Origin of the sequence: Chryseobacterium sp. C2(2020) (genome assembly GCF_014218915.1) — a bacterium.
GTDB lineage: Bacteria > Bacteroidota > Bacteroidia > Flavobacteriales > Weeksellaceae > Chryseobacterium > Chryseobacterium mucoviscidosis.
Map to the genome: position 1 here is coordinate 53,548 of NZ_JACLCT010000002.1, position 12,647 is coordinate 66,194.

Below are 12,647 nucleotides of genomic sequence, written 5' to 3' on the forward strand. Positions count from 1 at the left end.
TCACTTTTCTCTCATTTATGTCTTCCGCTCCCGCTTTTTTGTTTCACAAAAAGAGCTCCGTTCAAGTCGGGCTGCAAAGATTCAACATTAAAAGAATTGACTTATCCCTTTTACCAATAAAGGCTTCGATAAGCTTCTTACAATTTTAAAATATTGCGGTTAGTATTCGAGATGTCACCCTGAGCTTGTCGAAGGGATTATTAGAAAACTTCTTACCAATCGTTCAGGCATCATTTTTGAACTTTTCAGGACGACTACAAAAATATTTCTATTATGAAGACTTTTCAGAAAATAGCAATCCCTGTCTCTCTGGGTATTTTAGGATTATTTATTCTCAATTCATGTTCCGTAGGAATTCCTAAAGGAGCAACGGCTGTGCAGAATTTTAATGCAGATAAATATTTGGGAACATGGTATGAAATAGCCCGTTTCGATTACAAATTCGAGAAAAACATGGATAATGTAACGGCAACCTACTCTAAAAACCCAAACGGAACGATAAAAGTAGACAACAAAGGGTACAACTACGTTAAAAAAGAATGGAAAGAGTCCGTTGGTGAAGCAAGATTCGTTGGAAAAGAAGATGAGGCACGCCTTAAAGTTTCTTTTTTTAAGCCGATCTGGGCAGGATATAATGTGGTAGATATCGACGATAATTATCAGTACGCTTTGGTCATGGGAAACAATCTTGAATATCTGTGGATTCTGTCCCGAACAAAAGAAATCCCTGAAAGCATCCGCCAGAGATTTTTAGAAAAAGCAAAAAATGTAGGTTATAATACAGATAAATTAATCTGGGTTAAACATAATTAATCTGAATTAAAATATCAGACAAAACCAAATAAAGAATCGCTCCAAAAACGGAGCGATTTTTATTTTAATGAATATGTTTTTCTGCGTGATAAGAACTTCTTACCAAAGGCGAACTTTCAACATGTCTGAATCCTAAACTTCTTGCAAAATCCCCAAATTCATCGAATTCTTCAGGAGTAATGAATTTTTTTACAGGAAGGTGTTTTTTTGTAGGCTGCAAATACTGTCCTAAAGTAATTACATCCACATTTGCGTTTCTGATGTCTTCAATCGTCTGGAAAACCTCCTCTTTTGTTTCGCCCAAACCAAGCATTACTCCTGTTTTTGTTCTTCTTTGTCCTGCTTCTTTTAAATATCTTAAAACCTCAAGACTTCTTTCGTATTTTGCCTGAATTCTCACTTCTCTTGTCAGACGTTTTACCGTTTCCATGTTGTGAGAAATTACTTCCGGAGCTACATCTACCAATCTGTCGATGTGTTTTGTGATCCCCTGAAAGTCCGGAATTAAAGTTTCCATCGTAGTTCCCGGAGAAATTCTTCTTACTGCATTTACGGTTTCTGCCCAGAGAATAGACCCCATATCTTTCAGATCATCACGGTCTACAGATGTTAAAACAGCGTGTTTGATCTTCATTAATTTAATGGAACGTGCCACTTTTTCAGGTTCGTCCCAGTTTACATCCATCGGTTTTCCGGTTTTTACCCCGCAAAATCCGCAGCTTCGGGTACAGATATTTCCAAGGATCATGAAAGTAGCTGTTCCTTCTCCCCAACATTCGCCCATATTCGGACAGCTTCCGCTCTGGCAAATGGTATTTAATTTATATTTATCAACCAAAGTTCTCAGTTCTCGGTAGTTTTTTCCGGTAGGAAGTTTTACACGAATCCATTTTGGTTTCTGAACGGTAGTATCCTGAACTAAATTCTCCATTTATTTCTCAAATTGAGGTTCAAAGTTAGTGATTTTTTTATCGAAACAATCAAAGACAGGCATTGATGAAACATATAATTCAGTAATTTTAAACTATAAAATATCTTATGAAAAACACATTCTGCATTCTAGCCCTTATTTTCCAGCACATTCTGTTTTGCGCAGAAAGAATTTCAGCCGAAAAATTCAAAGATCAATGAAACTGTTGAGGGTGATCTTGACGGAGATAAAATCCCTGAAAAAGTATTAGTTTATGATATTCCGACCAACAGCGATTCCGGAGATGTCCGCGAAATTCAGATTCTGAAGAAGGTAAATAATAAATGGACTGTTTTGGAAAAATCCCGAAAAGCAATTCTTGGAAGTAACGACGGGGGAATGATGGGCGATCCGTATCAGGGAACCGAGATAAAAAACGGAATTCTGGAAATTAGCCATTACGGCGGAAGCAGCTGGAAATGGGGCGGTACAGACAAGTACAGATTTCAGAACGGTCATTTTGAGTTAATCGGCTTTTTCTCTGAAAGCGGAAAACCTGAAGAATATTGGACAACGGTAGACTTTAATCTTTCTACAGGAAAGATTGTTTACGAAAAGGAGGTTGCCAACAAAAAAGAATACGGAAATTCGAAGAAAGAAGTCTTTATTAAAAAAGGAATGAAAATCAATCTGCAAAACAGAAATCAGGAAAAAAGAAGAGAAATTCTGCTGCCTAAAACAAAGGAAAAAATTTATATCTGATGACATTAAAGTAAAAAAGCACCTCTTTGCAGAAGTGCTTTTTTAATAAATTTGTTTAAACTTTTTTACCACAAAAGATTTAAACACTTTAGTTTCTTAAGTTTAATCATTCAATGGAAAAAAAGAACACATAAGTTTAAAAAATCAAAGATTTTTTCTCTTTGCAGACTTTTGAAATACTTTACATAAATCCAATAAAGTCTTTTGTACCCTTTGCGGTTAAATTTAAAATTAGTTTAAACAACTTCAATATAATTTTCAAAGGTTATTTAAAATCTTCAATGGATTTGTTAATTGCGTCAATCTGCTTATTGATGCTTGCTGCATTTTGAGGATTCTGTTTCAGAAGTTCCATTTTTTTGGCAAGACCGTCTTTCAGCATTTGGGAGATCATCATTTTCGCCTGAGGATTGTTCCCGATCTGTCCTTTTGCCTGATTAAGCATTTTGGTGATGCTTTCTGTCGCTTTCAGATTATCAGAACTCATAATCCAGTTGTAGCCTTCTTCCGCACTTTTGCCCAGTTCAGGATTCTGGAATTTAATGAAAGGATAAAATGCGGCTACCTGCGCAATATTCGACATTTGTGAGGTCACCTTATTTTTAACGATCACCGGTAAAAGTTTAGACAACAAATTTTCAGGAGCGCCTTCCAGATCAATCTTATCGGCTAAAGTACTTGCTTTTGCGGGATCTATTTCAATAATAGCGCTCACCGAACTTCCTTTCACTGCGTTTGAAACGGCATTTACTCCTTTTTCGAAAACCGGAAGGTATTTTTTATCCTTCGTTTTTGCCAGAGCCGAAATCGCTGCAGCCTGTACTAAAGTTTTAGGATCATTGGAAGCTAATTTTTCTACTTCTGCTCCCATCGCTTTAAATTGCTCAGGATTTGATAAATCCATTAACTGCAACGCTTTTATTCTCGTTCTGAAGAACGGATCTTTAAGAGCGGCTGCCAGTAATTTTGTAGCTGCCGGATTTTTTCCCACCTGATCTTTGATTCCGCTTACTGCAAGATATCTGCTTTTAAATTCTTTTGATCCCGCATACTGCATTGCATATTGCTCCGGTGTTTTGGTATCGGTAATGTCTGCCACCAAAATTCCGTCGGCATTAATATTTACCAGATCTGCATTTTTAGAAACATCAAAATTAAAGGTATTTTTTGCTTCTGCATTTACCCAAACATTGTATCTTTTCGGTTTTCCGTTATCATACACATCGATTGCCAGAGGAAACTGGAAAGGCTGTTCCTGCGTCTGCTCTATGGTTACGGCAACCTGTTTTTTAACCGGCTCGAAAGTATAAGAATATTTAATTTTCGGGTGTCCGCTTCCGAAATACCATTGGTTGAAGAACCAGTTCAGATCTCTTCCCGAAACTTTTTCGAAAGATAATCTTAATTGATGTGCTTCTCCGTTTTGATATTCATAGGTCTTCAGATAATCGTTCATTCCTGCAAAGAAGGCATCGTCTCCTAAATAGTTTCTCAGCATATGAAGAATTCCTCCACCTTTCTGATACGTTACCAAATCGAAAACATCTTCACGGGAATCGTAATCGAATCTTACCAAATCTTTTTTGAAATCCGCAGGATTATGGATGTAGTTGTTTACATCTTTCATCTGGTGATAATCTGCCTGATCTTTTCCGTATTTGTATTCGTTCCAAAGGTATTCGGAATAATTGGCGAAAGATTCGTTTACCGTAAGATTGCTCCAGCTTTCTGCCGTTACGAGATCTCCGAACCATTGGTGAAACAATTCGTGGGCAATGGTATCTTCCCATGTATTTTCGTCGATGAGCTGCCCCGGTTTCTGTAAAATATCACTTCCGTGTAACGTTGCTGTTGTATTTTCCATCGCTCCGCTCACATAATCTCTTCCGGAAATCTGAGCGTATTTCGACCATGGGAAATCGTAGCCTAATTTTTTAGAGAAAAACTCGATCATTTCCGGTGTATTTCCGTAGATCTGTTTTGCATACGGTTCGTATTCTTTCTCTATATAATAATCTACCGCAATATTTTTCCATTTATCCTTTACAATAGCGTACTCTCCCACTCCCATGAAGAAAAGATAGGTAGAATGTCTTTTATCCATCACCCAATGATCGGTTCTTAAACCGTTTGCTTCTTTTTGAGAATCTTTCAGCAATCCGTTGGAAAGTGTTACGTATTTATCAGGAACCGTCATGTAAATTTCCTGCGTTGTTTTCTGGTTGGATTTATCAATGGTCGGGAACCAGGCAGAAGAAGATTCCGTTTCACCCTGCGTCCAGATTTGTGTTGGCTTATCCGGATCTGTTCCCTGTGCGTTAATGAAATATAGACCTTTTGCATCACTGATTGCTGCACTTCCTTCCTGTTTTACTTCGTTCGGGCGTGCTGTATATTTGATGTAAACTGTGTAATCCTGATTTTTCTGATAGGTTTTGTCTAAAGTAATTTTTAAAACATCATCCTTATAATCATACTTTAAAGGAGATTTTTTTCCATTGATATCCAACGCTACTTCATGGATCAGCATTCCTTTTGCATCAAGCGTCAGTTCGTTGGTCGGATAGAAAAAAGGTGCGGCTGTAAGCCATTCTTCCCCGTTCATCTGTTCTTTCTGATAATCGAAATTTACTTTTAGCTTCGTGTGTTTCAGCTCCGTTACTTTGGTATGAGTGGCTCTGTATACTTTTTCTCTTCCCGAAGTTTCGGTTTGTGCGGCTGCATTTGCGGAAAATAAAATTCCGCCCAGTAAAGCAATCGATAAAATGGCTTTTTTCATTATTTATTTCTTAAATTATTTTTTAGTTAAAATATCAAAAATATCGTTTACCAATGTTTCGTAATCTCCTTTTTTGAACTGTTCTTTGGTTTTGGCAAAAACTTTTTTCAGTTCGCTTTCCGGATTTTCTTCGTCGATAATTTCTATGGATTCTATGCCTTTCATCTGAAGAATTGCATTTTTCAGTGCTTCAAGATCGGCAGTTTCTTCGGTATTTATTTTTAAATATTTCATTGTTTTATTCTTTTGTAAACTTATTTTTTGTTCCTCCCTGAATAATGACAAACTGTTTTTTTGCGGGATAGAAATCTATAACAATTCCTGCCATATCAAATTTAAAGCTTGTCTCGGAAATTGCTTCTAAAGGGAATGCACTTTGTCCTGTTGCCTGAGCCATTAGTTTTTTATCTTCAATAAAAATGCTAATCTTTAACGGAACATCTTTGCTGGAATAAGTTCCTGTAAACTTCTGAAGATCATTCTCTGAAATTTCATAGGTTTTGAAACTTGGCATTTCGAAATCTTTTCCCATAGCAGTTTCAATCATTTTAATGGAAATGTCATTGGTATCCATTTCCGACTGATTGGTGCTGAAAGCGGTGGCAATTTTCAGATCCGGAAAATAAAATAGTGCGGAACTGAAATTGTCTATTCCTCCGGTATGACCAAATCCCGAATATTTGTCGAAAGGAACTTTCACCAAGCCATATCCGTAATCATCCACAAAAGTTTTCATTTTTTCAAGACTGGATTTCTTCACTAATTTTCCGTTTTCGAGACCAAGAATGAAAGTGAGGAGATCTCTTGGAGTAGAGATGATATTTCCTGCGCCAATCGGAATACTCATATCCGTTTCGGATGAAGCCACATATTTTCCGTTGATGTATTGGTAAGCTTTTGCCTGATCTTTCGATGGATCTATTTTTCCTCCAACTTCTGTAAGTGTTAATTTTAAAGGTTTTGTAATTTTATCTTTCAGCAAAACGGCGTACGGTTTTTTGTAAATTTTTTCGAGAATAAAACCGAGCAGAATGTAATTGGAATTGCTGTATTCGTGTTTTGAACCGGGTTCAAAATCGCTTTTGTATTTTTTTATAATGCTGATTAAGCTGCTTTCTGTCTGAGGTTTGGTGTTGTACTGCCAGAATTCTGCTTCACTGGTCAGATTATGAATTCCTGTTCTGTGCTGCAGTAGATTTTCGATGGAAATTTTTTCAGCATTTGGAATTTCAGGATAAAATTCTGAAAGTTTCTGATCTAAGGAAATCTTTTTTTCCTCAAAAGCTTTCATAATCAAAACGGCAGTAAATGTTTTACTGATTGATCCGATCCTGTATTGGGTATTTACATTCGCTTTCTGATTTTTTTCTGCATCTGCAAAACCCACAACTTTCACAAAGGTAGGACGGTCGTTTTCTGCAAAGGCAAAGCTTCCCATAATTTTGTGATGTGCATACAAAGAATCTATGTAAGCGGCTAATTTTTGCTTCACATTAGCCTGAGAAAATGCAGTCGTTGAAAGACTGATGACAGACAGGAAAAGTAACTTTTTCAACATACTTTTGAGATTTGCTGAATAAGTTGAAAAAATTCAGGAGATGTTACAAAAAAAGTGAAGTTTTCGGCTTCACTTTATTCTTTATTTACTGAGAAAATATTTTAGTCTTACTGGATTTTGCCTGCAATGCCAGAATAATTTAATAACTATTTCATCTGCTTTAATTTCATACATCATCTTAATCTGGTTCCTGCCGATAAGGGTATACTTTATATCAGGAAAATTTTCTAAAGATGGATGTTTTACGATATTATCCATCATTGTCTGCCTGAATTTTTTAATATCGTTTTCTAAAACGGCAATTTCTTTTGCAGTCCATTTGGCATTTAGAAAATCAATAATTTCAATCAACGATATTCTCGCAGTTTCTGAAATTGTTATTTTCATTTTTTATTAAAAATTTCATTCAATAAATCGTCTGTTAATTCCTGAGTTTTCCCGGTTTTGTAGTCATTCTCACTTTGCTCCATTACTTTTGCAAAATATTCGGAACTTTCAATTTCCTCCCAGGAATAGGTTTTATGATCTTCTGAAACTTCAATATGGGTAATACCTTTTATCTGCGACAAAAGTTTTTTAATGAAAGCCACATCTGCATATTCGTCTAAACTGATTTTAATTTCCATATATTTTGAATTTATATCAAAGTTAATGAAATTATGGCAATATTTTAAATTGCAACAGGTGCTTTAATTCCCGGATGCGGATCATAATTTTCCAGCGTGAAATCTTCAAAATCGAAACTGAAAATATCTTTAATTTCAGGATTTAGCTTCATGATAGGAAGTGGTCTTGGTTCTCTGGAAAGTTGTTTTTTAACCTGCTCAAAATGGTTGTTATAAATATGAACATCTCCAAAACTGTGAACATAATCTCCAACTTCCAGATCGCAAACCTGCGCAACCATCATCAGCAATAATGCATAGCTTGCAATGTTAAAGGGAACTCCCAGAAAAACATCGGCACTTCTCTGATACAGTTGAAGCGATAGTTTTCCATCTGCCACGTAAAACTGAAATAAGGCGTGACACGGTGCTAAAGCCATGTTCGGGATTTCGGCAACATTCCATGCAGAAACGATGAGCCTTCTGGAATCCGGATTTTTTTTAATCTGATCAATAACATCGGTAATTTGATCCACAATTTTTCCATCCGCTCCGTTCCAGCTTCTCCACTGCGCTCCGTAGACGGGGCCAAGATCGCCATTTTCATCTGCCCATTCGTCCCAGATCGAAACTCCGTTGTCCTTTAGATATTTGATGTTCGTATCTCCTTTCAGAAACCATAATAATTCGTAAATAATGGATTTCAAATGCACTTTTTTAGTGGTTACCAAAGGAAAGCCTTCAGACAAATCATATCTTAACTGATAACCGAAAACACTTCTCGTTCCGGTTCCGGTTCTGTCGGTTTTATCGGTTCCGTTGTCTAAAATATGTTGTAAAAGGTCTAGGTAATTTTGCATTTCGAAGGATTATTTTGAGGTTCAAATTTAGAAAAATCTTAATGATTTTCTGCTATCATAAGTTAGGAAAAAAGTATTATTGAAGTTAAAGAAGCTTTTCACTCTAATGAATTTTCACCATATTTCCACAATTTTCTGAGTAACATTATTAACAGAAAAATTCTGGTTTTCAGTTAGTCCGTACATTGCTTTTGCCAAAGGCGATTCTACAGAAACCGTCATTATTTTCTGTTGGTCTACCATTATTTCTCCCGCCGATGCCGAAATGTAGAAAAGACCTTTATCTGTTTTTACCAAAGCTCCGTTTTGCACCTTTGAAATTGGATCTGATGATATTTTCTGAATAATGAATTGCTGATTTAAAGATTCATTCAGTTGTCTTTGCAGGTTATTGATTTCCTGCTGAAGCATCTCGCGTCCGGTTTCATATTTATCGCCCATTGAACTTTTGGTATCGTTGTTCGAAGCGCGCGTTTCTTCGATCAGTTTTTCAAGTTTCTGAATTTTTTCAGCAATTCTGCTTTTTACTGCTTCTAATATTTTTGATTTTTCCATCTACAGAATTTCATTTTATATTTTAAACTTATTTAAACTAATGTCAGAATTAACCGCAAAAGGGACAAAAGATAATGTTAAAGCGAATTTCCAGAATAATCAAAGCGCTCAAAAGAATAAAAATCAAAGATTTTTAAAAACTATGGTGAGCTTTTTCATTGATAATGATGAACTTTAAATAAAAAATTTAGTATATCTTTTGTGGCTTTTGAGGTTAAGTAAAAGTTTAAACAGAATTTTTATCTCCTAACTATATCTTAAACAAATAAAACGAAGTAAATTAAGTTTAAAATACGCTCATTAAAGTTAAATCTCCGCCCAAGAAGCGGAGATTTTACAGGAATTTATTTTTCAAAAACCGCGTAATCTCCGGGTTTGAAATTAAAATCTTTTCCGCTGTTAAAGTCTCTTTTTGTTTTTTCAAAAATATTTTTAAAGCTTCCGGAAAGGTGTCCGTCTTCAATAGAGAAGTTTACAGGATCTTTAGACATATTCAAAACAACTAAAACTTCATCGTTTCCGTTTTTTCTTACATATGCTAAAATTTTGTCGTTAGCGGTTGTGTTGAGAAGATACGTGGTAACATTAGAATCGCCTCCTCGCAGTGCCGGATTAGAAGATTTTAAGTTGAGGAGTGTCTTATAAAAGTCTGCGTTCTGATAAACGTTGCTCCATTTGATGACATCTTTCTCAAAAAATTCCAGACGTTTCATGTTGGGTAATTCCTGACCTGAATATAACAGCGGAACGCCGTTCCAGGTTGCAGAGAATACAGCCATCGGTTTTGTGATGACACCATATTTTTCATATTCTGTTCCGTTCCATGAGTTTTCGTCGTGATTGGTTGTAAACCACGCTCTCATTGAACTGTCTCCAATTGCAGAGTATTTTCTCAGAAGATCCGTAAGTTCTGAAAGCGGTTCATTTTTTTTGTAATAATCGGCTGATTTGTGCATCCATTTCCACGAGTAGCTTGCATCAAAAACTTTTCCGTATTCCGGACTTTCGAGTTCATCGAATTCTCCCAGCCAGAAAAGTGGTTTTACTTTTTCCACTTCAGGACGCGCCTGCTGCCAGAAATCTACTTCAACCCAGGAAGCAAGATCGCAACGAAATCCATCGATATTGGTTTCTTTTACCCAGTATTTCATGGCATCTATCATTGCGAGACGCATTTCCGGATTTTTATAGTCGAGTTCGATAATATCATCCATTCCGGAAGCGATATGGAATTTTCCGTCCGGATCTTTTAAATAGAAATCGGGATGGGTTTTTGTCCAGATATGATCCCAACCGGTGTGGTTGGCAACCCAGTCTATGATTACTTTAAAGCCTAACCGGTGTGCTTCATTCACCATGTGTTTGAAATCATTCAGAGTGCCGAATTCGGGATTGATGGAGGTGTAATCTGAAGCGGCATAAGGACTTCCCAGACTTCCTTTTTTATTTTGCTGTGCAATTGGAGTGATTGGCATGAACCAAAGTGTTTTTACGCCCATTGATTTGAGTCTCGGCATTTCTTTTTCAAATGCTCTGAAGGTTCCTTCTTTTGTATATTGTCTTACGTTTACTTCGTAAATGTTTGTGGTGTGTTTCCAGTCTTTAGGTAAATCCGTCATGTTTTTTGCAGCTTTTTGCGTGGTACAGGAAATGATTCCTAAACCTATTACAGCGATTAAAATTAACTTTTTCATTAATTCTCTTTTAACAAAAATAGGGATTGTGATCGAAAAAACGGAAATCTGAGTCTCTAATTTTGTACAGAAAATTAAATTAAAGTATGTAGTAAGTTGTATTCTGACCTGTTTTGTACAAATGTCTGAAACCTTAGCCGCGATTGAGCGGCATGTCTGAGCTCTTTTCGTTTTTTTTCGGCGCGGCAGCTTCGCTGCCGCGCCGAAAAAAAACGAAAAAGCGAGTAGCGAAAGCGCGAAACAGCTCCTGATTATACTACTGCACAAAAAAAGCCCCAAACTTATGTTCAGGGCTGTATATTTTTAGAAATCCTTCCGGTTATCTTTCATCATCGTTGTCGTCCTCATCATCGAAAGCATCGTCGTTGTAGTCTTCTTCTTCTTCTTCATCATCAAAAGCATCATCATCTTCGTCTGCAAAGTTTCCGGTAGCTCCAAAGTCATCGAACCCGAAATCATCATCCATTAATGGCATTGCCGATTTCTTTTTGGATCCTCCACTTCCGTTTTTGCTAGGCGCTTTCAAAGGAACGTTTCCAAATCTGTAAACCGTGATCGGGTAATTAACGCCTTTTGTTTCGTCGATAACTTCAACCAATTCACAGAAAAATTCCCAAAGGTCAAGAAGTCCGTACTGGAACTGAGCTTTATCTCCTGCATTTTCGAATGCCTCATCGATGTACACATCCGACATAATTTCTCCGTCGCCATCGTCACTCATATCTTCTAGCGGAACGCTTTTTACAATTGTTCCGTCTTCTTCAAGCAGATTAAAAGTGGAAAGCTCGTCTCCCTGCAAGCTGAATGCACTCTTAATGCCTAAATGTAAGTTCCAAAGCGTCTGTTTCCCTTTTACTTCGATATCCCGGAAAATATCTTCTTTTGCATCTAATATTACGCGGATTTTATAAACCATCAGTTTTTAAATTACTTTTTTTGCCGTTGTTATTATGATAAATCTCTGTTGCAAATATAAAATAAATGAGATGTGACAAAAAAATATTTCATTATTTTTTAAAATATTTTTTTTTCATACATTTTGCAAAAATTATTTGCTTTTTTCCAGCATGAAACTGAATTTTGTTCCTTCCAGATAAACGCTTTCCACGGTGATGTTTTCGTTGTGCGCTTCAAGGATATGCTTTACAATGGCAAGACCAAGCCCGGAACCTCCTTCCCTTCTGCTTCGGCTGGTTTCCACACGGTAAAATCTTTCAAAAATTCTTGGCAGACTTTCGGATTTGATGCCCATTCCGTTGTCTATAACTTCGATTAAAACTTTATTTTTAAGGACGCTGGTTTTTACCACTACTTTCGCTTCCTGTCTGTTAGCATAATGAATGGCGTTTGAAATTAAATTAATAAAGACCTGTGAGATCTTCTGCTTGTCTGCTTCCACAAAAATCTGCGGCTGCAAAGTCTGAATCTGCAGACTTGCGTTGTGTTTTTCCGCTTCTAAGTCGAGAAGATCAAAAATTTCTTTGATTAACAGATTAACGTCAAATCTTGAGACTGTAAGATTAATTTCGCCGGCTTCAAGCCTGTTGATCATATCAAGATCCGTTACAATGGCAATTAAACGTTCCACCGATTTATCTATTCTTTCCAGATATTTATCGCGGATGGTAAGATTATCCACTCCGCCGTCGCGCAAAGTTTCTACGTATCCCTGAATGGAAAAAAGAGGTGTTTTCAGTTCGTGGGAAACGTTTCCGATGTATTCTTTACGGTAGCTTTCCATTTCTTTCATCATATCCAGCTCGGTGATTTTTCGCTGATTAAGGTCTGAAAATCTTTCACCCAGTTCTTTAATGGTAATATTTTCATCATCATCATGAACAATTTCCTGTGGCAAAAGCTGTGAAAGACCACGAACCTGCTTTTTACCATAATAATTGAACAATAGTTCCAATACGATATAATTGATGATAAAAATCAGGACAAGACAAATGATCAGTCCGATTTTAAAGAATGGTGTACTGTAATAGATGTCTTTTAGTGAATCGAAAATGATTACTAAAAGAAACATCACCAATGTCAGAAGACAAGAGGCGACGAGGGTGAGTCTGTAAAATTTCAATTTTACAAAGTTTTATTGGTTGATGTAAAGG

At 36.5% G+C, this 12,647-nt stretch carries 14 protein-coding genes; 3 read left to right on the forward strand and 11 right to left on the reverse strand.

From position 1 onward, the window contains the following. Window positions 1-273: 273 nt before the first annotated feature. The gene (locus tag H6W52_RS01540) at window positions 274-813 is read left to right on the forward strand and encodes a lipocalin family protein (RefSeq protein WP_116096212.1); all 540 of its coding nucleotides are present in this window, start codon (window positions 274-276) and stop codon (window positions 811-813) included. A 64-nt stretch (window positions 814-877) separates the two neighbouring features. Here H6W52_RS01540 and lipA read toward each other — a convergent pair whose 3' ends face one another. Further along, a complete protein-coding gene (gene lipA / locus H6W52_RS01545; protein ID WP_076395321.1) occupies window positions 878-1,744 on the reverse strand; it encodes a lipoyl synthase in 867 nt (288 codons plus the stop codon). Between the two features lie 333 nt (window positions 1,745-2,077). Between lipA and H6W52_RS01550 the strand changes: the two genes are divergently transcribed. Beyond that, window positions 2,078-2,485 (forward strand): hypothetical protein, encoded by a 408-nt coding sequence (locus H6W52_RS01550; protein WP_116096210.1) that lies wholly within the window; start codon window positions 2,078-2,080, stop codon window positions 2,483-2,485. Between the two features lie 265 nt (window positions 2,486-2,750). Here the strand turns inward: H6W52_RS01550 and H6W52_RS01555 are convergent, their stop codons facing one another. The 7 genes from H6W52_RS01555 to H6W52_RS01585 all read right to left on the reverse strand — a co-directional run bounded on the left by H6W52_RS01555 (window position 2,751) and on the right by H6W52_RS01585 (window position 8,842). Next, the gene (locus tag H6W52_RS01555; protein WP_116096208.1) at window positions 2,751-5,264 is read right to left on the reverse strand and encodes a M1 family metallopeptidase; all 2,514 of its coding nucleotides are present in this window, start codon (window positions 5,262-5,264) and stop codon (window positions 2,751-2,753) included. A gap of 15 nt (window positions 5,265-5,279) precedes the next feature. Beyond that, a complete protein-coding gene (locus H6W52_RS01560) occupies window positions 5,280-5,498 on the reverse strand; it encodes a hypothetical protein (protein WP_116096206.1) in 219 nt (72 codons plus the stop codon). Between the two features lie 4 nt (window positions 5,499-5,502). Further along, window positions 5,503-6,822, reverse strand: a complete 1,320-nt coding sequence (locus H6W52_RS01565; protein ID WP_116096204.1) for a serine hydrolase domain-containing protein — start codon at window positions 6,820-6,822, stop codon at window positions 5,503-5,505. A gap of 81 nt (window positions 6,823-6,903) precedes the next feature. After that, window positions 6,904-7,209, reverse strand: coding sequence for a hypothetical protein (locus H6W52_RS01570; RefSeq protein ID WP_116096202.1), 306 nt, complete (start codon window positions 7,207-7,209; stop codon window positions 6,904-6,906). Further along, the gene (locus tag H6W52_RS01575) at window positions 7,206-7,448 is read right to left on the reverse strand and encodes a hypothetical protein (protein ID WP_116096200.1); all 243 of its coding nucleotides are present in this window, start codon (window positions 7,446-7,448) and stop codon (window positions 7,206-7,208) included. The genes H6W52_RS01570 and H6W52_RS01575 overlap by 4 nt, the downstream gene beginning before the upstream one ends. A gap of 44 nt (window positions 7,449-7,492) precedes the next feature. After that, on the reverse strand, window positions 7,493-8,287 hold the full coding sequence (locus H6W52_RS01580; protein ID WP_116096198.1) for a thymidylate synthase: 795 nt from the start codon (window positions 8,285-8,287) through the stop codon (window positions 7,493-7,495). A gap of 114 nt (window positions 8,288-8,401) precedes the next feature. Next, window positions 8,402-8,842, reverse strand: a complete 441-nt coding sequence (locus H6W52_RS01585) for a hypothetical protein (RefSeq protein WP_116096196.1) — start codon at window positions 8,840-8,842, stop codon at window positions 8,402-8,404. Window positions 8,843-8,882: 40 nt separating this feature from the next. Here H6W52_RS01585 and H6W52_RS01590 point away from each other — a divergent pair, with 40 nt between their 5' ends. Beyond that, window positions 8,883-9,020, forward strand: a complete 138-nt coding sequence (locus tag H6W52_RS01590) for a hypothetical protein (RefSeq protein ID WP_157967231.1) — start codon at window positions 8,883-8,885, stop codon at window positions 9,018-9,020. Between the two features lie 166 nt (window positions 9,021-9,186). On the opposite strand, the gene H6W52_RS01595 is transcribed toward H6W52_RS01590, so the two are convergent. The 3 genes from H6W52_RS01595 to H6W52_RS01605 form a co-directional block, all read right to left on the reverse strand. Beyond that, the gene (locus H6W52_RS01595) at window positions 9,187-10,536 is read right to left on the reverse strand and encodes an alpha-amylase family glycosyl hydrolase (protein ID WP_116096194.1); all 1,350 of its coding nucleotides are present in this window, start codon (window positions 10,534-10,536) and stop codon (window positions 9,187-9,189) included. 319 nt (window positions 10,537-10,855) lie between these two features. Continuing rightward, complete coding sequence (locus H6W52_RS01600; RefSeq protein WP_116096192.1) at window positions 10,856-11,452, reverse strand: IS1096 element passenger TnpR family protein; 597 nt, start codon at window positions 11,450-11,452, stop codon at window positions 10,856-10,858. 132 nt (window positions 11,453-11,584) lie between these two features. After that, entirely contained in the window at window positions 11,585-12,616 is a 1,032-nt protein-coding gene (locus tag H6W52_RS01605) for a sensor histidine kinase (protein ID WP_116096190.1), read from the reverse strand. Window positions 12,617-12,647: the final 31 nt, after the last annotated feature.

What these genes read in the sequence shown, in the direction of transcription:
- H6W52_RS01590 (WP_157967231.1), top strand. Translation starts at nt 8,883, where the DNA reads ATGTCAGAATTAACCGCAAAAGGGACAAAAGATAATGTTAAAGCGAAT.
- H6W52_RS01585 (WP_116096196.1), bottom strand. Translation starts at nt 8,842, where the DNA reads ATGGAAAAATCAAAAATATTAGAAGCAGTAAAAAGCAGAATTGCTGAA.
- H6W52_RS01600 (WP_116096192.1), bottom strand. Translation starts at nt 11,452, where the DNA reads ATGGTTTATAAAATCCGCGTAATATTAGATGCAAAAGAAGATATTTTC.
- H6W52_RS01595 (WP_116096194.1), bottom strand. Translation starts at nt 10,536, where the DNA reads ATGAAAAAGTTAATTTTAATCGCTGTAATAGGTTTAGGAATCATTTCC.
- H6W52_RS01560 (WP_116096206.1), bottom strand. Translation starts at nt 5,498, where the DNA reads ATGAAATATTTAAAAATAAATACCGAAGAAACTGCCGATCTTGAAGCA.
- H6W52_RS01570 (WP_116096202.1), bottom strand. Translation starts at nt 7,209, where the DNA reads ATGAAAATAACAATTTCAGAAACTGCGAGAATATCGTTGATTGAAATT.
- H6W52_RS01575 (WP_116096200.1), bottom strand. Translation starts at nt 7,448, where the DNA reads ATGGAAATTAAAATCAGTTTAGACGAATATGCAGATGTGGCTTTCATT.
- H6W52_RS01580 (WP_116096198.1), bottom strand. Translation starts at nt 8,287, where the DNA reads ATGCAAAATTACCTAGACCTTTTACAACATATTTTAGACAACGGAACC.
- H6W52_RS01540 (WP_116096212.1), top strand. Translation starts at nt 274, where the DNA reads ATGAAGACTTTTCAGAAAATAGCAATCCCTGTCTCTCTGGGTATTTTA.
- H6W52_RS01555 (WP_116096208.1), bottom strand. Translation starts at nt 5,264, where the DNA reads ATGAAAAAAGCCATTTTATCGATTGCTTTACTGGGCGGAATTTTATTT.
- lipA (WP_076395321.1), bottom strand. Translation starts at nt 1,744, where the DNA reads ATGGAGAATTTAGTTCAGGATACTACCGTTCAGAAACCAAAATGGATT.
- H6W52_RS01565 (WP_116096204.1), bottom strand. Translation starts at nt 6,822, where the DNA reads ATGTTGAAAAAGTTACTTTTCCTGTCTGTCATCAGTCTTTCAACGACT.